At 34.6% G+C, this 21017-nt stretch carries 20 protein-coding genes; 7 read left to right on the top strand and 13 right to left on the bottom strand.

Annotation, left to right across the window (positions count from 1 at the left end):
• Window positions 1-154: 154 nt before the first annotated feature.
• Entirely contained in the window at window positions 155-1642 is a 1488-nt protein-coding gene (locus ACODST_RS20200) for an aminotransferase class V-fold PLP-dependent enzyme (RefSeq protein ID WP_488933891.1), read from the top strand.
• Window positions 1643-1734: 92 nt separating this feature from the next.
• Here ACODST_RS20200 and ACODST_RS20195 read toward each other — a convergent pair whose 3' ends face one another.
• Genes ACODST_RS20195 through ACODST_RS20170 form a run of 6 tightly spaced genes read right to left on the bottom strand, consistent with a single transcriptional unit; the run spans window position 1735 to window position 6423 of the window.
• Complete coding sequence (locus ACODST_RS20195; RefSeq protein WP_488933890.1) at window positions 1735-3477, bottom strand: APC family permease; 1743 nt, start codon at window positions 3475-3477, stop codon at window positions 1735-1737.
• A 55-nt stretch (window positions 3478-3532) separates the two neighbouring features.
• Window positions 3533-4003 (bottom strand): nuclear transport factor 2 family protein, encoded by a 471-nt coding sequence (locus ACODST_RS20190; protein ID WP_488933889.1) that lies wholly within the window; start codon window positions 4001-4003, stop codon window positions 3533-3535.
• A 51-nt stretch (window positions 4004-4054) separates the two neighbouring features.
• Window positions 4055-4576 carry a hypothetical protein gene (locus ACODST_RS20185; RefSeq protein ID WP_488933888.1) on the bottom strand — a complete coding sequence of 174 codons (522 nt, stop codon included), beginning with the start codon at window positions 4574-4576 and terminating at the stop codon, window positions 4055-4057.
• Between the two features lie 10 nt (window positions 4577-4586).
• Complete coding sequence (locus ACODST_RS20180; RefSeq protein WP_488933974.1) at window positions 4587-5063, bottom strand: hypothetical protein; 477 nt, start codon at window positions 5061-5063, stop codon at window positions 4587-4589.
• 6 nt (window positions 5064-5069) lie between these two features.
• Window positions 5070-5747, bottom strand: a complete 678-nt coding sequence (locus tag ACODST_RS20175) for a peptidoglycan DD-metalloendopeptidase family protein (protein WP_488933887.1) — start codon at window positions 5745-5747, stop codon at window positions 5070-5072.
• A 10-nt stretch (window positions 5748-5757) separates the two neighbouring features.
• Window positions 5758-6423, bottom strand: coding sequence for a spermidine synthase (locus tag ACODST_RS20170; protein WP_488933886.1), 666 nt, complete (start codon window positions 6421-6423; stop codon window positions 5758-5760).
• Between the two features lie 67 nt (window positions 6424-6490).
• Between ACODST_RS20170 and ACODST_RS20165 the strand changes: the two genes are divergently transcribed.
• Window positions 6491-7042 carry a 1-acyl-sn-glycerol-3-phosphate acyltransferase gene (locus ACODST_RS20165; protein WP_488933885.1) on the top strand — a complete coding sequence of 184 codons (552 nt, stop codon included), beginning with the start codon at window positions 6491-6493 and terminating at the stop codon, window positions 7040-7042.
• A gap of 84 nt (window positions 7043-7126) precedes the next feature.
• Here ACODST_RS20165 and ACODST_RS20160 read toward each other — a convergent pair whose 3' ends face one another.
• On the bottom strand, window positions 7127-7582 hold the full coding sequence (locus tag ACODST_RS20160) for a helix-turn-helix domain-containing protein (protein ID WP_488933884.1): 456 nt from the start codon (window positions 7580-7582) through the stop codon (window positions 7127-7129).
• A gap of 312 nt (window positions 7583-7894) precedes the next feature.
• Between ACODST_RS20160 and ACODST_RS20155 the strand changes: the two genes are divergently transcribed.
• The 4 genes from ACODST_RS20155 (at window position 7895) to ACODST_RS20140 (ending at window position 12823) form a co-directional block, all read left to right on the top strand.
• Window positions 7895-9049, top strand: a complete 1155-nt coding sequence (locus ACODST_RS20155) for a M14 family metallopeptidase (RefSeq protein WP_488933883.1) — start codon at window positions 7895-7897, stop codon at window positions 9047-9049.
• Between the two features lie 77 nt (window positions 9050-9126).
• Entirely contained in the window at window positions 9127-9606 is a 480-nt protein-coding gene (locus tag ACODST_RS20150) for an Lrp/AsnC family transcriptional regulator (protein ID WP_008468989.1), read from the top strand.
• 97 nt (window positions 9607-9703) lie between these two features.
• Window positions 9704-12289, top strand: a complete 2586-nt coding sequence (locus ACODST_RS20145; RefSeq protein ID WP_488933882.1) for a phosphoenolpyruvate carboxylase — start codon at window positions 9704-9706, stop codon at window positions 12287-12289.
• An 18-nt stretch (window positions 12290-12307) separates the two neighbouring features.
• Entirely contained in the window at window positions 12308-12823 is a 516-nt protein-coding gene (locus tag ACODST_RS20140; protein ID WP_488933881.1) for a DinB family protein, read from the top strand.
• A gap of 105 nt (window positions 12824-12928) precedes the next feature.
• On the opposite strand, the gene recQ is transcribed toward ACODST_RS20140, so the two are convergent.
• The 6 genes from recQ to aroB all read right to left on the bottom strand — a co-directional run bounded on the left by recQ (window position 12929) and on the right by aroB (window position 19482).
• Window positions 12929-15073, bottom strand: a complete 2145-nt coding sequence (gene recQ / locus ACODST_RS20135) for a DNA helicase RecQ (RefSeq protein ID WP_488933880.1) — start codon at window positions 15071-15073, stop codon at window positions 12929-12931.
• 137 nt (window positions 15074-15210) lie between these two features.
• Window positions 15211-15621, bottom strand: coding sequence for a DNA primase (locus ACODST_RS20130; RefSeq protein WP_488933879.1), 411 nt, complete (start codon window positions 15619-15621; stop codon window positions 15211-15213).
• 9 nt (window positions 15622-15630) lie between these two features.
• Entirely contained in the window at window positions 15631-16599 is a 969-nt protein-coding gene (locus ACODST_RS20125) for a deoxyhypusine synthase family protein (RefSeq protein ID WP_343694168.1), read from the bottom strand.
• A 111-nt stretch (window positions 16600-16710) separates the two neighbouring features.
• The gene (locus tag ACODST_RS20120) at window positions 16711-18114 is read right to left on the bottom strand and encodes a type III PLP-dependent enzyme domain-containing protein (protein WP_488933878.1); all 1404 of its coding nucleotides are present in this window, start codon (window positions 18112-18114) and stop codon (window positions 16711-16713) included.
• A gap of 63 nt (window positions 18115-18177) precedes the next feature.
• Complete coding sequence (locus ACODST_RS20115) at window positions 18178-18357, bottom strand: hypothetical protein (RefSeq protein WP_488933877.1); 180 nt, start codon at window positions 18355-18357, stop codon at window positions 18178-18180.
• A 57-nt stretch (window positions 18358-18414) separates the two neighbouring features.
• Complete coding sequence (gene aroB, locus ACODST_RS20110) at window positions 18415-19482, bottom strand: 3-dehydroquinate synthase (protein WP_488933876.1); 1068 nt, start codon at window positions 19480-19482, stop codon at window positions 18415-18417.
• Between the two features lie 281 nt (window positions 19483-19763).
• Here aroB and ACODST_RS20105 point away from each other — a divergent pair, with 281 nt between their 5' ends.
• The gene (locus ACODST_RS20105) at window positions 19764-20936 is read left to right on the top strand and encodes a proline dehydrogenase family protein (RefSeq protein WP_488933875.1); all 1173 of its coding nucleotides are present in this window, start codon (window positions 19764-19766) and stop codon (window positions 20934-20936) included.
• Window positions 20937-21017 lie beyond the last annotated feature (81 nt).

Raw genomic sequence — 21017 nt, 5'->3', positions numbered from 1 at the left:
TTTACATGCCCTATTAATCCGATAGAATATTGTGATAATTTATCTAAAAAATACTCCTTTAATATAAATATATTCAACATTTGAAGTTTATTATTGATAAATTCTCAATTTTATAAAAAAACAATATATTTGCAGTCAAATACAGGCACAACTAATGAATACCAAAAATAGTACCATCAGTCTTGAAACTTATTTTCAGGATTTTAGACAGCATATCGTTGGCATAGATCAGGAATTTATGTCACCTTTTGGCAAAAAAAGTATTGTTTATACAGACTGGACTGCCAGCGGAAGACTTTACAGGCCTATTGAAGAGAAACTACTAAACCAGTTTGGGCCTTTTGTAGCCAATACACATACTGAAACGACAGTGTCAGGTACTGCCATGACAAAAGCCTATCATCATGCCAGACATATTATTAAGCGTCATACGAATGCAAGTGAAGATGATGTTCTGATTACAGACGGTACCGGAATGACGGGCGTTATCAATAAATTTCAGCGTATTTTGGGTTTGAAAATTCCTGAAAATTTAAAAGATTTTACCACTGTTCCGGCCGAGAAAAAACCGATTGTTTTTATTTCACATATGGAGCATCATTCTAATCAGACTTCCTGGCTGGAAACTATTGCTGATGTTGAAATTATTCCATCCTGCGAAAAAGGGCTTTTCTGTCTGGATAATTTAGAGCTGCTGCTGCAAAAATACAGTGACCGGACGATTAAAATTGCGTCGATAACTTCATGCTCGAATGTTACAGGTTTAAAAACGCCTTTTCACGAAGCGGCCAAATTAATGCACCAGTATAATGGTGTGTGTTTTGTGGATTTTGCCTGTTCAGGACCTTACGTAGAAATTGATATGCATCCGGCTGATCCGGAAGCGTATCTGGACGCTATTTTCTTTTCTCCGCATAAATTTCTTGGCGGACCCGGAACTTCTGGAGTTTTAATTTTCAATAAAAAATTATACAACAATATGATTCCGGATTGTCCGGGCGGGGGAACCGTAAGCTGGACAAATCCCTGGGGAGAACATAAATATATAGATAATATCGAAGACCGCGAAGATGGGGGAACTCCGGGATTTCTTCAGGTTATAAAAACCGCTCTGGCCATTGAGCTTAAAGAAGAAATGGGAATTGAAAACATTTTACAGCGTGAACATGAGATCGTTGATTTTGTTTTTAATGAATTAGAACCTGTTGAAAATATTAAAATTCTGGCCGGGCAGCATAAAAACCGTCTGGGAGTTGTTTCTTTTTTTATTGAAGATCTTCATTTTAATTTAGGAGTTAAATTACTGAATGACCGATTTGGAATCCAGACCAGAGGCGGATGCAGCTGTGCCGGAACTTACGGGCATTATTTACTGCATGTAGATCAGGAAACTTCTAACAAACTGGTAAACGAAATCACAATAGGGGATCTGATTAAAAAACCGGGATGGATCAGAATGTCTATTCATCCAACGACAACAGATGAAGAAATTGCTTTTGTTTGCGACAGTATAAAAGAGCTGGCTAAAAATCACACAGAATGGGCTTTAGACTACTCATACAATAAAAATACTAACGAGTTTATCCATAAAAATGCCGGTTCTTTTGAAGATGAATTGGTAGAAGGCTGGTTTAAATCTTAGTTTTTATTTAAATAACGAAAAATACTAAACCCGACAGTTTAAAAATCTGCCGGGTTTATTTTTATAAAATTCAGATTTTTTCGCTGTAAAAATTACATAATCAGACGGACTCCGCCAAGATCGGAAACACGATAAGAAAATTTATCTCCCGGAGAGCCTATAAACATAAAGTTTTTAGGGATTTTCCATTTTTTTGACAATTCGTCAATTATCTGCGGTCCAAAAACGCCCTGAATTTCCAGGTATTCAATGTCGATATTATCATAAGCACGATCTAAAACTTCAAGATCTTTTACTAGAGCTTCATTGGTTTTTTCGTCTTTTTTAATGTATACAATTTTCAGTTTTTTGGTAGTTTCATTACCTTCTACGTACTGCAGTACTTTATTTAAAATTGCAATATTGTCTCCTTTAGTAAAGAAAACAAACTCCTGTGAGTTAATTTCAGTACTTAAATTCTGGAGATAGCGGTTGCTTAGAATTACCATTTTGCGAAGCGGCTGGTAGAAATATTCTAAAATTTCTATCAGTACTTTTATAAGTATAACCCGATTCAGCATGATTCCGATAAAGATAAGTGCCGGAACCATATATTGTAAAAAGGTAAAAAAGGCATTGATATTTAATTTCATATTGCCAACAAAAGCAGCAATGATAAACGAAACAGCAATAACCACGGCCAAACCATGGGCTCGTTCCGGTCTTGGCAGTTTTCGTCTTTTGAATTTAAGAAGTAAGTTTCCTATCCCGAATAAAGCCATTACCGCGAGAAATGAAAAAGTATATACTCCGGCCAAAGATTCCAGATGGCCGTTTGTAGCAAAAAGAACAGATAAACAAAGAATTAGAAAACTGATTATGATTCGGTAATGAGAACCTCTCTTATTGGCTTTTAGAAAATAGTTGGGCAGAATCCTGTCCAGGGTCATACGGTTTAGTAATCCCGAAACACCTACAAATGAGGTTAACACGGCTCCGCATAAAACCAGAACAGCGTCTATAGAAATAAGCCAGGCCAGCCATGAACCACCTGTAGTTTCTCCTAAGTGAGCCAGAAGCGATTCTTTGTTTTCTCCCACCTGTGCCAGCGGGATAACACTTATAAGAAGAATGGCAATTACCGGATTAAAGAAACTTACCAATGCCCACATATTACGCAGTGTTTTCGGAAAAACGCCTGTCTGCTGTTCTTCTACAAAGTTGGCCGAGCTTTCAAAACCTGAAATTCCAAGCATAGCAGCCGAAAATCCAAGAAATAGAGCCGTTTTGATATTTCCAAAAGCAATTGGTGTTTCCCAATTGATATGAAAAGTACTTAAACCGTGGTTCAGAATAAACCAAAGTGAAGCCAGAACGAGTAAGCTTAAAGTAGCAATATGAGTGACAAAGATAATTACGGCCACAAATGCTGATTCACCTATTCCGAGTATAGCAAGAAAAGTAAAAAAGATTAAAACGACAACAGTTGCTGTGGTCACATTCAGCCCTTCAAAAATGCCGTGCAGATAATGCATTCCTTCAGAAGCCGAGATTACTGCCGTTGCCATGTACGATAACACGGTTAAAGTAGCTGCCAGAGAGGCGAGGCGTTTAGTCGATGTATTAAGCAAAACATTGTAAGCCCCTCCGTTTAAAGGAATTGCTCCTACCACTTCGCCATAAATTTTTCTGAAAAGAAATAAAACCACCCCCACAATTAAAAGAGAAATCCAGGCATATTGTCCGGCATATAAAATAGTAAGTGCCGAAACATAAAGGCAGGAAGAGCTGATATCGTTTCCGCAGATGGCCGTTGCCTGTAGTTGATTTAGTTTTTTGTGTAGGACTTCGTTCATGGTTTCAGGATTCAACACTATTTACGCATCAATAACAGAAGGAAGTTTTAGAACCTTATCGGGCTTCCTGGAATTTTTTAAGTGACAGCAACGCCTGTTCCTGAATTTTTTTATGGAAAAAACCGGTCCAGCCCAGCAAATAACCTGTAGTGCCAAAGGCCTGTTTGGACCATCTCCAAACATCAAAACTATCAGTATGTTTGATGATTAGCCCGTCCTGAAAAACAAACTCAGCTGATATTTTGTTAATAACCCTGCGGTTTGTTTTACTGAAATTATACGTGGCGACCCATTTTGCCGAACCTGTAGATTCATCTGCTTTTACATCTGAAAATTCAATTTTAATATTGCCTTTGCTTTTAAGCAGCAGCATTTCCCACATTCTGGCAACCTGTTCTTCTTTTAACAAACCAAAAGCCGGATCTATAAAATGAATTTTTGGGTGATAACATTCTGCCATAGTTTTAGCATCAGAATTGGCAAAAGCAGTATAGAACTTTGTAATTAAAGCTTCGTTAGGAGTCATAAATTTGAAATTAGAATATAAATATAAGATTTATTTTATGAAATATTCTATTTATAAAATACTAATTTCTTTAGCCGTATCGTAACTCTTTTTGGAGGTATCATAAGCCGTTGAAAAATAATTCTTTTTATTGTACGTCGTAAAGTAACCGGTTTGGTTTCCAAATGTATTGTCACCTCCGTTGATGATAAACCTCACAGCATACATGTCTGTTTTTTTAAGCTTTGCAAATTCGGCAGGCGTAAAATAATAATAGGAGGTTGTTTTGCCATCTGAAGATTCTTTTACATTTTTATCTACACAGGCTATAACATCCGCATTGGCCAGGTCAACATATAAACCTCCAGCTATACGGGCTTTGTCATTGGCAGTAGCAATGGTAATTTTTAAAATGCCGCCTTTATCCGTTTTTGCAATCTGAATTTCGGTTTCACCTGTAAAAGCATATTTTTCGCAGATAAAAGTGTAATTCTGAGTCGCTGGAAAAGATTGTCCTTTAACCGTCATTTTTTCCTGAGCATTTGTAAAGGCTGTAATAAACAGTAATAAAAGCAGTGGCATTTGTATTTTCATATTTTTTACTTTATTGTTCGTTTAATCGGGCATCAAATTTTTCATCCCAGTCCATTGATTTAATAGCTGAGATTAAATTTTCTTCATTTACAAAAACACGAAGTTCTTTATTAGCCACCTTTTTAGTATACAGGGCATGATAACGGTAAATAACTTCATTTCTCGTTTTGTAAACACCGTCTAATTTTAAATCTATAAAACTGCCGTAATATTGTCTGAACCTCGTGCAGGTTTTAGTCAGTCGTTCCTCAGTAGTATTTTCTCTTACTGACTGGGTAACTTCAGTTTCATTAAAAGGTTTAAATTTTGACGTATTACAGGTTTCTAAAACTCTTTTTCCTAATTCATATGCTTTTCTCTGTTGTTCTGAACTTATTTCGGAAACAGGTACTTTCTTTATTTTTAAATCTTCGGTATCCCGGCTGACAGTTTTAGATTTACATCCTATTAGTAGCAACAAACATATAATCAATCCCGCTTTCTTCATAATCATTTAAGTTATTTTTAATAATAAGTTAGGGTCAGGACAATTTTCAATATAGAAATTCAAATCATTGGTATTGCAGACTCCGGGATAATCACCCCATTTGTCTCCTAAGTTTTTTATAATCTGAAAATGCAGATGCGGTGCATAATCACCGTTGACTGTTGAATTTCCAAGGGTTGCAATAGGTTCTCCCTTTTTAAAAGTTGTCCCAACAGTTAAGTTCTTTATACTTTCTAACGATAAATGTCCGTATAAAGTATAGAATTTTTCATTTTCAACTCTGTGTTCTAATATAATAGTAGGTCCGTAATCGCCTAAACCTTCATTGTTTTTAAAGCTGTGTACTTTACCGTCAATAGGTGCTGCAACCACCGTTCCGGCTTTTGCCCATAAATCAAGTCCTATATGAATGTTGCGTTCAGGAACCGAGTCGTTCTTAAAAATCGAACTTCTCTTATACAGGTTACGACCTTCAATATAGCCGCCATAGGCTACTTCTGCATTATGTGCTGCCATGTATCCAAAAATAAAACGTTCAAAATCTTCAGATGTTTCCGGTTTACTCGCTACCAATTCAGTATTGGTTATTGATAAATCTAAAGGAAGGTATTTTGAAAAATCGATAGAGGCATCAATAATTTTGACAGGAGGTAAGGCTTTTAATATGGAAACAAGAGATTTCATAGATTTTAAATTAGGCTTTTTTTTCGGTTATGATTAATTCATTATGTACTTCAATACGCGGCAGCATTTTAGAAGTATATAATTTGGGGTTTATTTCGGCTATGTACTTTCGGTTACGAACATTATGGGCTTCATCCAGAATCATAGTATTGAATAAAATGAATCCCTGATCTTTTAAAAGAAAACAAGTTCTTTCGCTGAAAAATTTTTCAAACAAAAAGTTCGGCATGTTGGTGTCTTCAAAAATGTCAATGATAATTAAATCATAACGGTCTTTGGTTTTTAAAACAAATTCAAAAGCATCGTCTATCACTATTTCAAGCTGTTTGATTTCATTAAGATTAAAATACGTATTGGCAATCTCAATCATATCCGGATCAATTTCAACACCGGTGATTTTACCTTTATATTCGATTTCGTCAACAAGTGTTTTAATAACGCTTCCGCCGGCAACTCCCAGAACGAGTATATGATCCATTTCAAGGATTTTATGGTAACCAATATTTCTCAGACCATAACGTAATATACGCTGAAGACTGCCGTAAGAGTAATTTGTATTTTCAGAATCTAAAACCAGTTCGCCATTGGCCCATGTTACTTCGATCACTTTACTTCTGGCTGATTTTTTCTTAAATATTTTAACGGGATATAGATAACTGAATAGTTTCTGAATCATTTTTGTAATGCTTTTACTCAAAAATACCATTTTAAATCTTTTATTTTACAAAAAAAATCAAACTTTAATGAAGAAAATAATATACAAATTCATCTTTTTTAAGCTAATGGGCTGGAAGATAGTGGGAATGGAAAATGCCGGGGTGAAAAAATGTATATTAATGGTAATGCCTCATACAAGCAATCATGATTTTTATATCGGATTGTTTACACGGGGAATATCGGGGCTTCAGATTAACTGGGTAGGAAAGAAGGAGTTGTTTCGTTTTCCGTTTGGTTATTATTTTAGAAATGTTGGCGGTGAACCTATCGATCGTTCCGGTCGTTTAAATAAAGTAGATGCTATTGCAGCTATTTTTGACCGTAAAGAGGTATTTCGTCTGGCCGTTGCCCCCGAAGGAACGAGAAAAGCGGTGAAGGAAATTAAAACCGGATTTTATTATATTGCCCTTAAAGCCAATGTACCCATTGTTGCTGTCGTTTTTGACTGGGGAAAGAAAGAGGTAAATCTGGCCGCTCCTTTTTACCCAACGGGAAATTATGAAGCGGACTGGGAAATTTTAAAACAACATTATAAAGGTGTTTTAGGAAAAATTGCACAAAATGGATTCGCTCTCTAAATTTTTAATACTTTTTTACGATTCGTGAGAATCGCTTAAATGAAAATTATTTTAAAAAATTTTCAAATACGCAAAATTTCCGGGTTATGGTACGTATACCTTAAAAGTTCCGTTTTTATAGAAAAACACGATTTTCTCTATTTCTTCTTCTTCAACAGAAAAATTTGTTTTTTTAACTTCGGGTACATTTTTAACCGGAGCTTTTTCTTTTTCCACGAAATCGAGTTGTGAGAACAAATCGGTTCCACCAAACGGTTCACCGGAAGAAATAGGAGAGATCGTATTTCTTGTTTCTGTAGTATTCTGATCTTCCGTTTTAGGAAAATTTCCTTTTCCATTCAGGATCCAATACAGGTCTACTTCAGGAAAAACATCGAGAATTTTCATGACAAAATCTAAACTGGGTTTGTTTCTTCCTGACAAAAGGTGAGACATACTGGATCTCTGTACTCCAATTTTATCTGCAAAAGAAGAGGCATTTAATCCGTAATAATCCAGTATAATTTCAAGGCGTTTTACAAAATCTTCGATGTTTACCATTGTAAATTAGTGTTTCGATTTTACATGTTTACAAATGTAATTAAAAGAAACAAGATATCCAATTATAGAGATCAGATTCAGATTACAACGGATTATAACACTATATTAAAACTTTAATTATTTATGTTTAACATCTTGAAATAGTGTTTTTTAAATATGATTATTTAAATTTATTACAGATGTTAACAATTAAGAGGCTTAGTACTTTATATCTGCTTAAAAATCTGTTTACAAATCTAAATTCGTGAAAAATTTAGCTGTTTACAATTGTAAAAATAAAGATGTTTACTTTTGTAAACTAATCAAAACACAATGAATTTAGAAGAATTATTCAGCCAGAACAAAGAACAATCCATAGAGGGACGTTATCTTACTTTAGATCACATTCAGCCTCTGCTTGATAAATTAAATACCGATAACCAGGTTCAAATTATTGGAAAGTCGGTTTTAGGAGAACCTATATATAGTTACCAGACCGGAACCGGAAAAATACGTATTTATTTGTGGTCGCAAATGCACGGTAATGAAAGTACAACGACTAAAGCTCTTTTTGACTTTATTAATGTATTAAACAGCAAATCTGATTTTGCAAAAAAAATGCTGGATACTTTTACTTTTTATTGTATTCCAATATTAAATCCTGATGGTGCGCGTTTATATACCCGTGAAAATGCCAATAAAATAGATCTGAATCGTGATTCTCAAAACCTGACCCAGCCGGAAAGCAATATACTTAGAGAAGTTTTTGAAAATTTTAAACCGCATTTCTGCTTTAACCTTCATGATCAGCGCACTATTTTTGGTGCCGGCGCTACCGGAAAGCCTGCAACCGTTTCTTTTTTAGCTCCTTCTTATAATGAAGAAAGAGAAGTAAATGAAAACAGGCAGAAAGCGATTAATCTGATTGCCGGAATTAATGATGAACTACAGAAATATATTCCCGGACAGGTAGGCCGATTCGACGATTCATTCAATATAAACTGTATAGGGGATACTTTTCAGTTTTTAGGCGTTCCAACGATACTGTTTGAAGCAGGTCATTTTCCTGAGGATTACGAAAGAGAAATTACCAGAAAATACATATTTTTCTCACTAATTACAAGCTTTAAGCTGATAAGCGAAAACGATTTAGTTGTCAATAGAATTTCCGATTATTTGAATATTTCACAAAATAAAGTGGTTTTTTATGATTTTATGTATAAAAATATCAAAATAAATTATGATGGTATCGAAATTATTACGAATTTTGTCGCTCAATACAAAGAAGAATTGATTGAAAATAAGATTCATTTTAATGCTTATATAGTAGAAGCAGGCGAATTGGAAAATTATTTTGGTCATTACGAATATGACGGAAAAGATGCTGTATATTCTGATGATTATTCTAATATTCCGAAAACAAACCAAAAAGCAGATTTTTATTTAAATAAAAACATTAAATTTGTTAACGGGTTGATAAAAAGTTAATTTTTATGTGAATTTGTTATTTTTTATATATATTTTTATACTTTGTAATAGCAATTAGTAATATTAATTAAAGAATTATGAGTAAATTTCGTTTAGATGAAGTAGATCACCAGATTTTAGATATGTTAATAGACAATACGAGAGTACCGTTTACTGACATTGCAAAAAAACTATTGATTTCTGCTGGTACAGTACACGTTAGAGTAAAAAAGATGGAGGATGCCGGTATCATCATGGGGTCTTCATTAGCCTTAGATTACGATAAATTAGGTTATTCATTTATTGCTTATGTTGGGGTATTTCTTAATAATACTTCACAAACTAAATTTGTATTAGAGCGTATCAATCAAATTCCATTCGTAACAGTAGCTTCTGTAACGACAGGAAAATTCAATATCTTTTGTAAAATCAGAGCGAAAGATACTAAACATGCCAAAGAGGTTATTTTCATGATTGATGATATCGATGGTGTTTACAGAACTGAAACTATGATTTCATTAGAGGAAAGTATTAACGATAAGAAGCGTTTGATGCATACTATTTTCAAAAATATGTAAGAACTCCTCTTGAATGCTATATTAAAATATACCTCAAGTTTATTCTTGGGGTTTTTTTATGACTAAATAACCAACCACACAACTATAACAGGATTTTATGTACACGCTTCCAAAAATTGAACGTTTTAATCGGGACGTTCTTTCTAAATACCACATTTACAATAGTGTTTTCATAACATTACCATTCGATTCTATTGATAATACAGGGGTATTACTGCCTTTATTTACAGAAACTTGTGAGACCGGATTTAAAAAACAGGAAACACCAAAGGAAATTTTTGATTTCTTTTCCAATAAGTTCCTGAATAATGTTTCAGAAACCGAAAAAATCGATTTAATGTTTCGATTTATTCAATATATAGAACGTCAGATTGTATTATTTGATGCCATTGAAGATGCTGCTTTTCCGGAAGTTAACAATATGGAAGGACACGGTTCTTTACGTGATATCAAAGAAAAATCAGATGCTAAAGAAAAAAACGACGAATTAGTAGAGTTTCTTGAAAATTTTAATGTCCGCACTGTTTTAACCGCACACCCAACCCAGTTTTATCCTGGTCCGGTGTTAGGGATTATAAATGACCTGACAGAAGCTATTCGCCAGAACGATTTATTACAGATTAAACAATTACTGGCCCAGCTGGGTAAAACACCTTTTATTCAGCACGAAAAACCAAATCCGTATGACGAAGCGGTTAGTCTGATCTGGTATCTTGAAAATGTATTCTACGCTACAGCCGGGGAAATTGTACATTACCTTCAGAAAAATATTCAGCAGGGAAGTGCTATTAAAAACCAGTTAATCAAATTAGGTTTCTGGCCAGGTGGTGATCGTGATGGAAATCCGTTTGTTACTACCGAAATTACACTTAAGGTAGCCGATCGTCTGCGTACCTCTATTCTGAAGTGTTATTATGTTGAAATGAGAAATTTAAAACGTAAGCTAACTTTCTCAGGAGTAGACACTTTAGTAGCTGATCTTGAACATAAGCTTTACCGTTCTGTGTTTTATTCTAAAGGAGAAATTTTCATTACTTTAGAAGAATTATTAACACAGTTAAATACCATAAGAAGTATTATTATCGAAAAACACCAGTCTTTATATTTAGATGAACTGGAAGCTCTTTTGGTAAAAATTAATTTATTCGGGTTTCATTTTGCGACTTTAGATATCCGTCAGAACAGTAAAATTCATAATGCGGTATTTAAAGATGTTGTGAATTATTACCTGAATTCAGGTTCAGATATTTTCCCTAAAAACTATTATGATTTGACTGAAGATCAAAAAATCGATGTTTTATCTAAAGTAAAAGGAAACTTAAATCCTGCTGATTTTGAAAGTGAAATCACAAGATCGACTTTAGAGTCGGTTCAGGCCATCAAAACCATTCAGAACAATAATGGAGAAGAAGGAGCTAATCGTTATATCATCAGTAATAACGAAAGTGCGCTGAATGTAATGGAAACCTTTGCCATGATTCGTTTAAACAACTGGGAAAAACCTACCGTTGATATTATTCCGCTTTTTGAATCTGTTGATGACTTACAGAATGCCCATCAAATTATGGAGCAGCTGTATACTAACCCGGAATACTCGAAACACTTACAGTCAAGAGGAAACGAACAGACTATTATGCTTGGTTTCTCTGACGGTACTAAAGACGGTGGTTATTTAATGGCCAACTGGAGTATTTATCAGGCTAAAATTTCACTTACTGAAATTTCAAGAAAATACGGAATCAAAGCCATTTTCTTTGACGGACGAGGCGGACCTCCTGCGCGTGGTGGTGGAAAAACACATAAATTCTACGCTTCGTTAGGGCCAAAAATCGAAAATCAGGAAATTCAGATTACGGTTCAGGGACAAACGATCAGTTCTAATTTTGGAACTTTAGATTCCTGTCGTTACAATATTGAAAACTTATTGAGTGCCGGTGTTACCAATCAGGTTTTTGGAAAAGATAAAAATGAGCTTTCTGCTGATGAAACTCAGATTCTTAACCAGTTAGCCGATTTAGGATATCAAAAATATTTAAGTTTTAAGAACCACCCTAAATTTATTCCGTATCTGGAAAAAATGAGTACACTGAAATACTACTCTAAAACCAATATCGGAAGCCGTCCGTCTAAAAGAAGCAAATCAGAATCACTTGATTTTGCCGATTTAAGAGCGATTCCGTTTGTGGGTTCCTGGAGCCAGTTAAAACAAAACGTACCGGGATTCTTTGGAGTAGGAAGTGCTTTAAAATATTTTGAAGAATCAGGACAGTGGGATAAAGTGAGTGATTTGTATCATAATTCGTTATTCTTTAAAACTTTACTGGAAAACAGTATGATGTCGCTGGCCAAATCATTTTTGCCTTTAACGGCTTATATGAGAAATGATCCAGAGTTTGGAGAATTCTGGCAGATTATTTATGATGAGTTTTCAGAAACAAAGCGTTTATTATTGAAAATCGCAGATCACAAAACTCTGATGGAAAATTATCCGGATGGTATCGCTTCTATTCAGATAAGAGAGCGTATTGTACTGCCGTTGTTAACGATACAACAATATGCTTTATTAAGAATTAACGAACTGAACAAAGAAAATTCAACAGACGAAGAGTTGATTAAAGTGTACGAAAAAATCGTAACACGATCTCTTTTTGGAAATACGAATGCAAGTAGAAATTCAGCATAAAAACTAAAAACAGATACAATGGTTGTAAGTCAATTATTAGAAAACGAATACTCAGGCCATTTTGGAAATTACATTAAACAAGCCGGAGAAGGAAAGCTGATCGAAGAATTAGAAATTTCTCTTCACGCATTTATTCGGTTTGTTCAGGATATTCCAATGGATAAATTTGATTATCGCTACGCCGAAGGCAAATGGACTATTAAGGATATTATTCAGCACGTGATGGATACAGAACGTATTTTTGCCTATCGTGCCCTGCGTTTTTCAAGAAATGACCAGACACCGCTTCCTAGTTTTGAAGAAGCAGATTATGCTGATAATACAGATGCCGGAAGCAGAAGCATTCAGGATTTACTAACTGAATTTTCAGCTATAAGACACTCTACCTTATTATTTTATAAAAGTTTGTCTGAAGAACAGCTTAAACGCATTGGGACAGCTTCAAATAATCAAATATCGGTGCGTGCTTTAGGTTTTGTAATGATCGGACATCAAAAACATCATCAGAAAATTTTTGAAGAAAGATATTTATAAAAAATCAGGTTTTATCATAAAACGAACCCGACAGTTTAAAAGCTTGTCGGGTTTTTTATTGAAGTAAAAGTGTACTTTAAATGAATTGAAAATAGATATGAGAAACTACTTTAATTCTTGTTTTTTCAATCGTGAAGAATTGTTATTATTTTTCCTTTCAATAGCAGCCAGACCAAAGCGAATCTTATCATAAGACATTTTTTCTTCAAAATAATCAAAGTAAGGTCTCAGGGCCGTTGAATTTTCGAGTTTTACTTTTGCTTTTTCTATCTCCGTAATTTCTTTATCGGAAACAAAAGAATTTAAATCTAAATCATAACCATCAGCATATAATTTAGCCAGATGAGAAACAATGGTGCTTTCACCCAGATTTCGCTGTCCTGCAATTTCTTCTACAGTAAGTCCGTTTTGGAACAATTCAAAGGTCTTGATATAAGTACTGTCTTTTTTTTCTTTTTTTACAACAGATTTGTTTCTTTCAAACTGAATAATAGCATTTATAAAATCAGAACCGTATTTTTCAAGTTTTACTTTACCAACTCCTTCTACAGTCAGGAATTCTTCATCACTCATAGGTCTCAGAATTTCCATTTGTCTTAAAGCAGCATCACTAAAAATAACATAAGCGGGAACTTCTTCTTCCTTCGCAATTTCATAACGTAATTTTCGAAGTGATTCAAATAAGGAATTTTTAACGGCTTTTGTTTTTTCAACTTTGATTTCGTTTTTATCAATAGCTTTCTTCACAACCGTAGTTAATTTTACTTTTTCTCCTTCGAACAGCACTTTTCGGGCAAAAGGAGTGAGCAAAATTTTATTATGCTGGTGAAAGGCAATTTCGCAGTATCCCAAATTAATAAGCTGAATTAGATACTGATTCCAGTCATGCCAAGAAATGTCTGCGCCAATTCCGTACGTTTTTAGCTTCTGATAATTTTTTTCGTAGATATACGCGTTTCTAGAGCCGCGCAGGAAATCTGTAATAACAGCCAAAGATTCTGATTCCTTTAATCGTACAATAGCCGAAAGGGCTTTTTGAGCCAGAATAGTTCCGTCAAAAAATATAGGTGGATTTTTGCAGATATCGCAATTTCCGCAATCTTCGGTAACCAGTTCGCCAAAATAGGAAAGCAGTATTTTACGACGACAGCTTACAGCGTCTGCATATTGTTTCATGCGATCCAGTTTAGCCAGCTGCACATCGGCGTTTAGGCCTTCGGAAGCAAATTTCTGCAATTGAATCACATCGGCATAACTTTCAAACATAAGCGTTTCCGCCGGAAGCCCATCACGGCCGGCACGTCCAATTTCCTGGTAATATCCTTCAATATTCTTTGGCAAATTATAATGTATAACCCAGCGTACGTTCGATTTGTCGATTCCCATACCAAAAGCAATGGTAGCACAAACTACCTGACAATCGTCATTTATAAACTCATCTTGCGTTTTAGCACGTTTGATATTATCTAAACCAGCATGATAGGCTTTTGCTGAAATACCATTTTTGCTTAGTTTTTCAGCAAGCTCTTCGGTCGTTTTTCTGCTTAAGCAGTAAATAATTCCGGATTCATTGGGTTTGTTTTCTACAAAATCAATAATCTGCTTAACCCGGTCTAATGCCGGACGTACTTCAAGACTTAGATTTTTTCGGTCAAAGGAAGCTACGAATATTCTAGGGTTCCTTAAATTAAGCTGGGTTGCAATATCGACACGTGTAGCTTTATCGGCTGTAGCTGTTAAAGCTAAAACCGGAGTAGAAGGGAAGCGGTTTTTTAAATACCCTAAATTGGTGTATGCCGGACGAAAGTCGTGTCCCCAGGAAGAAATACAATGTGCTTCATCTATAGCAATCATGCTAATAGTGAGCTCATTAAAAACAGTGTCCAGATAAGACAAGCTTTCGGGAGCTATATAAACCAGTTTAAAAGTATTGGATCTTAAATTGTCTATATAATACTGCTGTTCTTCAGAAGACTGACTGCTGTTGATATAACAGGCAGAAATTCCGTTAGTTTTTAAACTGTCTACCTGATCTTTCATTAAAGCGATCAAAGGCGAAATAACAACCGTAATACCGGGCATTAAAAGGGCAGGCAGCTGAAAACAAATAGATTTCCCGCCTCCGGTTGGCATAATGGCCAAAGCATCATGTCCGGATAAAACGGTTTTAATTATGGTTTCCTGATTAGGTCTGAATTTTTCAAAACCAAAATTCTCCTTTAATTTGGCGTGTAGTAATTCTGAGTTCATATGGCGCATATTTATACTTTAAGAGTTTTAAAGTATAAATATAGTAATTTTCTTATAATTATATTATTTTGTCGGGTTGATTAATAAAAAAAGGAACTCCTGGCAGAGTTCCTTCTTATTATTTTAAAAGAGAGTGATTAATCTTCATCGTCTTCATCATCATCGTCGTCGCTAATATCAGCGTCTCTGTCTTCATCGTCATCATCATCGTCGCCATCTGTATCCGGTTTATCCTGTCTGTCATCGTCTTCGTCATCATCGTCAGCTTCGTCATCCAGATCAAGACCTTTTACCGGTTCGATTGTGTCAACATCAAGATCCATATCGTCGTCATCTTCGTAATTTTCAATTCTGTCAGCCAGTTTAGTACTGATTTTTACTAAATAAATAGTGTCTTCGGTACGAACTTCAACAGCTTCTACTAATTCGTTTTTAGCGTTTCTAAAACGGATCACATCCGAATCATCATAACCATCAGGAAATTTTTCAACCAAAAGGTTCAAAATTTCATTGGTCAATTTGGCGTAGTCTACTATAACTCTTTTCATAAAAATATACTATAAATCTAATAAATAGGCAAAAATTAACGGAGCCACAATTGTCGCATCCGATTCGATAATAAATTTAGGGGTTTTGATATCTAATTTACCCCAGGTAATTTTTTCATTAGGAACAGCTCCTGAATAAGATCCATAACTGGTAGTTGAATCTGAAATCTGGCAGAAATAGCTCCAGAACGGAACATCATGCATTTCCATATCCTGGTATAACATTGGAACCACACAAATAGGGAAATCTCCTGCAATTCCTCCACCAATCTGGAAGAATCCGATACCATTTTGGCTGTTTTTTGTGTACCAGTCAGCCAGGAAAGTCATGTATTCAATACCTGATTTCATTGTTGATGCTTTCAGCTCTCCTTTAATAACATAAGAAGCAAAAATGTTACCCATAGTACTATCTTCCCATCCCGGAACGATAATTGGTAAATTTTTCTCAGCTGCAGCATACATCCAGCTGTCTTTTAAATCAATTTCGTAGTATTCTTCAAGAACGCCTGATAATAACATTTTGTACATGAATTCATGTGGAAAATAACGTTCTCCATTATCATCGGCATCTTTCCAGATTTTATAGATATGTTTTTGTAAACGTCTAAAAGCCTCGTGCTCAGGAATACAGGTATCTGTAACACGGTTTAATCCTCTTTCAAGTAAAGCCCATTCGTCTTCTGGTGTCAAATCACGATAATTAGGAACTCTTTCGTAGTGAGAATGAGCTACTAAATTCATGATGTCTTCTTCTAGATTGGCTCCCGTACATGAAATAATTTGTACTTTATCCTGTCTAATTACTTCAGCAAAAATTTTACCTATTTCAGCTGTACTCATAGCTCCAGCCATACTTACCAGCATTTTAGCGCCATTCGCCAACTGCTGTTCGTACTCTTTAGCTGCATCTACAAGTGAAGCAGAGTTAAAGTGTAAATAATGTTTTTGAATAAACTGACTGATTGGTCCTTTCATTTGTTCTTGTTTTTTTGTTTTTTTTTGAATTAAAAGTTTTAACCTTTTTTTAGTGTACCTGCAAATTAATAATTTTCCTGCTATGAAGCTATCAAATTTTGCAGTTTTTTTTTACAATTTTTTCTTGTAACCTAAAATCTTTAATACATCATCAGAAGTCTGCTGTTCGGAGAAAACCTCTGTTGCCAGGATTCCGTTTTCATCACGGTCAATCAGGATATGTTTAGGCTGTGGAATTAAACAGTGGTGTAATCCTCCGTAACCTCCAATAGTTTCCTGATACGCTCCTGTATTAAAGAAACCAATATACAACGGCTTTTCTTTATTGTATTTAGGCAGATAAATGGCGTTCATATTTTGTTCTGAGTTGTAATAATCGTCACTATCACAAGTCAGACCTCCTAACAGAACCCGTTCGTAAGTATCATTCCAGCGGTTAATGGCCAGCATGATAAAACGTTTGTTTATCGCCCAGGTATCTGGCAGAGTGGTAATGAACGACGAATCGATCATGTTCCATTTTTCTCTGTCATTTTGTTGTTTTTGATACAAAATCTGATAAATGGCGCCGCCGCTTTCGCCTACGGTAAACGAACCAAATTCCGTAAAAATATTCGGTACATCTACTTCGGCTTCTTCACAAGCTATTTTAATCTGATTGATGATTTCGTCAATCATGTATTGATAATCATACTCAAAAGCAAGAGAATTTTTAATAGGGAAACCGCCTCCAATGTTCAGTCCATCAAGAGTAGGGCATTCCTTTTTAAGCGCAATGTATACTTTAATACATTTTACAAGCTCGTTCCAGTAGTATGAAGTATCATTTATCCCGGTATTGATAAAAAAGTGAAGCATTTTAAGCTCTAATTTATCATTTTCCTGAATCTGTTTTTTATAGAAAGAAACAATGTTTTTGTAACCAATACCTAATCTTGAAGTATAAAACTCAAATTTAGGTTCTTCTTCGGCTGCAATACGAATTCCAATTTTGAATTTTCCTTTGATTTCTCCCTGAAGTAAATCCAGTTCTTCGTAGTTATCAATAATAGGAATAGTATTTTTATGACCGTTATTAATTAATCGGGCAATATTGGTAATGTATTCGTCTCTTTTGAAACCATTACAAATTACATAAGTACTTTTATTGATTTTACCGTTTTCCAGTAAATTCTCAACAATATTAACATCAAATGCTGATGAAGTTTCGATATGAATGTTATTCTTGAAAGCCTCATTCATAATGTATTCAAAATGAGAACTTTTAGTACAATAGCAATAATAATATTTTGCTTCGTATTTGTTCTTTTCCATCGCTTTTCTGAACCAGGACTTTGCCTTATTGATGTTTTCAGAAATTTGAGGCAGATACGTAAATTTCAAAGGTGTGCCGTATTGTTCTACCAATTTCATTAAATCGATGTTATGAAACAATAAGTTGTCTTTGTTTAATTTAAATTCTTCCTGAGGGAAATAATACGTTTGGTTTATAAGATCAGAATATTTTGTATTCATTTAGTTTTCAATATTTTAAGTTTGTTATTTTAAATTTAGTAAAAAAGGTTCTAAATCTAAAATTCAAACTCTGATATTGGCAAATACAATCTGCAGTTTTTCGTGTTCGGCTTTTGAACATTGGAAAACATCAAAACAAAAAGGACTTTTGCTATTGTAAAAACGATCCAGCATTCTTAGTAAAGAACTGCTGAGCCGGTTTCTGTAAACGCTGAATTGTCTTTGTTTTTTGTTTGTTTTCATCGTGGCAAATGTAAAAAATAAAATATACCAAAAGCAATGCTTTTGATTAAAAAAAAATTAAGATTTATAATCCTGAAACGCTTCCAGAATCAATTTATTTTCAACGGATTGGTTAATTTTTATTTTACCGATTCCTTCAATTAAAGCAAATTGAATTAAACCATATTCATTTTTTTTGTCATGAACCAGTAATTCAAGAATAGGATCAATATCATTTTCATCAAAAATTACCTGATCATAAATAGACTGAACGGCCGTTTTGATTTCAATATATTCTTCTTTTGAAATTAAGTTTTTGTGAAGTGAAATATAACTTTCCAGGATCATTCCCACGGCAATTGCTTCACCATGCAGTAAAGTAGTTTTATCTTCGCTTTCGAGGAAGTAGCTTTCGATGGCATGACCTAAGGTATGCCCGAAATTAAGGGCCTTACGAATGTTTTTTTCAGTCGGGTCCTGGATTACTATTTCGTTTTTAATTTCAACCGAACGATAAATAAGTTCATCAAGTCCGTTATAATCTATAGACGTTATATCCAGAAATTCTCTCCAGTAAGCAGCATCATAAATTAAACCGTGTTTCAGCATTTCTGCTAGTCCGGAACGCATTTCACTCTGCGGTAAGGTTTCAAGGTACTGTGTGTCTATTAAAACCATTTGCGGTACATTGATAACTCCAATCTGGTTTTTAAGATTTCCTAAATCAACCCCGGTTTTACCGCCAACAGAAGCATCTACCATAGATAATAAAGTAGTTGGAATGTTTATAAAATCAACCCCTCTTTTAAAAGTGGAAGCTACAAATCCGCCCAGATCGGTTACAACACCACCGCCCAGATTAATTACAAGCGATTTTCTGTCGGCGCCAAGCTCTGTTAATACATGCCAGATCTGAATACAGGTTTCAATATTTTTATTGGCTTCACCGGCTTCAAATTCAATGATTTCGATGTTCAGCTCTGTTTCAATTACAGGAAGAAATTTAGGAAGACAATATTCGTTGGTTTCGGTATCTACTATAATAAAGATATTCGAATATTTATTTTCTTTTAAGTGTTTATTTAAAGCTTCGTAAGCATTTTGGTTGAAATGTACGAGATAATTATTGGCCTGAATAGATTTCATAATTCTTTAGTTAATTAAAAGCGCAAAAATAAAGTATTTTAAACTAAATAATATTCAAACTTGAGAGGTAATTTGTTTTAAAATGATTCATTCTAAATTAGTTTTAAGAGCTGTAAAAATATTCCTTTAAAAGTTTTAAGGGCTCCAGTTATAAACAGGTAAAATTTTACATCATAAATTTATTATTTTCAATCTTTCGGATTATCAATTTGAAAAAATATCATACGATTTCGTAAAGAATTTTCAAAACACTCTCTATCTTTGCACAAAAACTAAACTTAATGGAAAAAATATTCGATAACACGCAGGTTGCTTTTTCTCTTAAAAGCGATACGGAGCTTGACAGGGCTTATTTTCTTTTTAAAATGATCGACAGCGAACCTTTGGTACGAATTGGTACTGCTGTTACTAATTTTGCTATCAAAGCACATCTTCCGGTTGAAGGCTTAATTCGTGCCACTGTTTTTGATCATTTCTGTGGAGGTGTAAACGAAAACGACTGCTTAACGGTGGTGGATAAAATGTTTACCAAAGGAGTTTCTTCTGTATTAGATTATTCAGTAGAAGGAAAAGAAGAAGAAGAGCAGTTTGATGCAGCCCTGGCTATGACATTAAGAACTGTTGAATTTGCCAAAGAACGTCTTGCTATTCCATTTGCGGTTTTTAAACCAACTGGTTTAGGACGTTTTGAATTGTATGAGAAATTAGGTGAAAAACAAACGTTATCTGCGGAAGAGCAGGCTGAATGGGACAGAGTGATAGCCCGTTTTGATAAAATCTGTAGTGAAGCACATAAAAAAGATGTGGCTTTACTGATTGACGGTGAAGAAAGCTGGATGCAGGATGCTGCTGATGATTTGGTTACGGATATGATGCGTAAATACAATAAAGAAAAAGCGATTGTTTTTAACACTTTACAAATGTACCGCTGGGATCGTTTGGATTATTTAAAAGGTTTGCATGAAATCGCTAAAAAGGAAGGTTTCTATATTGGAATGAAATTGGTTCGTGGAGCTTACATGGAAAAAGAAAACAAAAGAGCCGAAGAAAAAGGATATGTTTCTCCGATCTGTGTTTCTAAACAGGCAACGGATGATAATTATGATGCTGCTGTTCACTATATGGCTGATCATTTGGAAACGATGTCAATTTTCGCAGGAACCCACAATGAATTGAGTTCTTATAAATTGATGGAGATAATGGCTCAGAAAGGAATTGCCAAAAATGATAACCGAATCTGGTTTGGACAATTATACGGAATGAGTGATAATATCAGCTATAACTTAGCCGAAAACGGTTATAATGTGGCTAAATATCTGCCATTTGGACCTGTAAAAGACGTTATGCCATACTTAATCCGCCGTGCTGAAGAAAACACCTCTGTAGCGGGTCAGACAAGTCGTGAATTATCAATGATTAAAGCGGAACGTAAACGCAGAAAAGGGAAGGAATAGTTTTTAAGTGTTCAGTTCTTAGTATTCAGTTTACAGTTTACAGTTTACAGTTTACAGTTTACAGTTTACAGTTTACAGTTT

Source organism: Flavobacterium sp. FG19 (assembly GCF_057809475.1).
Note: the sequence above shows the minus strand (reverse complement) of the source record. Positions and strands in the feature narration are given on the sequence as shown.

Bases quoted from the DNA above. Each gene is read 5' to 3' on its own strand.
- ACODST_RS20165 (WP_488933885.1), top strand. From the start codon at position 6,491: ATGAAGAAAATAATATACAAATTCATCTTTTTTAAGCTAATGGGCTGG.
- ACODST_RS20115 (WP_488933877.1), bottom strand. From the start codon at position 18,357: ATGAAAACAAACAAAAAACAAAGACAATTCAGCGTTTACAGAAACCGG.
- ACODST_RS20105 (WP_488933875.1), top strand. From the start codon at position 19,764: ATGGAAAAAATATTCGATAACACGCAGGTTGCTTTTTCTCTTAAAAGC.
- ACODST_RS20180 (WP_488933974.1), bottom strand. From the start codon at position 5,063: ATGAAGAAAGCGGGATTGATTATATGTTTGTTGCTACTAATAGGATGT.
- ACODST_RS20185 (WP_488933888.1), bottom strand. From the start codon at position 4,576: ATGAAAATACAAATGCCACTGCTTTTATTACTGTTTATTACAGCCTTT.
- ACODST_RS20195 (WP_488933890.1), bottom strand. From the start codon at position 3,477: ATGAACGAAGTCCTACACAAAAAACTAAATCAACTACAGGCAACGGCC.
- ACODST_RS20155 (WP_488933883.1), top strand. From the start codon at position 7,895: ATGAATTTAGAAGAATTATTCAGCCAGAACAAAGAACAATCCATAGAG.
- ACODST_RS20130 (WP_488933879.1), bottom strand. From the start codon at position 15,621: ATGAAAAGAGTTATAGTAGACTACGCCAAATTGACCAATGAAATTTTG.
- ACODST_RS20160 (WP_488933884.1), bottom strand. From the start codon at position 7,582: ATGGTAAACATCGAAGATTTTGTAAAACGCCTTGAAATTATACTGGAT.
- ACODST_RS20200 (WP_488933891.1), top strand. From the start codon at position 155: ATGAATACCAAAAATAGTACCATCAGTCTTGAAACTTATTTTCAGGAT.
- ACODST_RS20125 (WP_343694168.1), bottom strand. From the start codon at position 16,599: ATGAAAGGACCAATCAGTCAGTTTATTCAAAAACATTATTTACACTTT.
- ACODST_RS20120 (WP_488933878.1), bottom strand. From the start codon at position 18,114: ATGAATACAAAATATTCTGATCTTATAAACCAAACGTATTATTTCCCT.
- ACODST_RS20170 (WP_488933886.1), bottom strand. From the start codon at position 6,423: ATGATTCAGAAACTATTCAGTTATCTATATCCCGTTAAAATATTTAAG.
- recQ (WP_488933880.1), bottom strand. From the start codon at position 15,073: ATGAACTCAGAATTACTACACGCCAAATTAAAGGAGAATTTTGGTTTT.
- ACODST_RS20140 (WP_488933881.1), top strand. From the start codon at position 12,308: ATGGTTGTAAGTCAATTATTAGAAAACGAATACTCAGGCCATTTTGGA.
- ACODST_RS20175 (WP_488933887.1), bottom strand. From the start codon at position 5,747: ATGAAATCTCTTGTTTCCATATTAAAAGCCTTACCTCCTGTCAAAATT.
- ACODST_RS20190 (WP_488933889.1), bottom strand. From the start codon at position 4,003: ATGACTCCTAACGAAGCTTTAATTACAAAGTTCTATACTGCTTTTGCC.
- ACODST_RS20145 (WP_488933882.1), top strand. From the start codon at position 9,704: ATGTACACGCTTCCAAAAATTGAACGTTTTAATCGGGACGTTCTTTCT.
- aroB (WP_488933876.1), bottom strand. From the start codon at position 19,482: ATGAAATCTATTCAGGCCAATAATTATCTCGTACATTTCAACCAAAAT.
- ACODST_RS20150 (WP_008468989.1), top strand. From the start codon at position 9,127: ATGAGTAAATTTCGTTTAGATGAAGTAGATCACCAGATTTTAGATATG.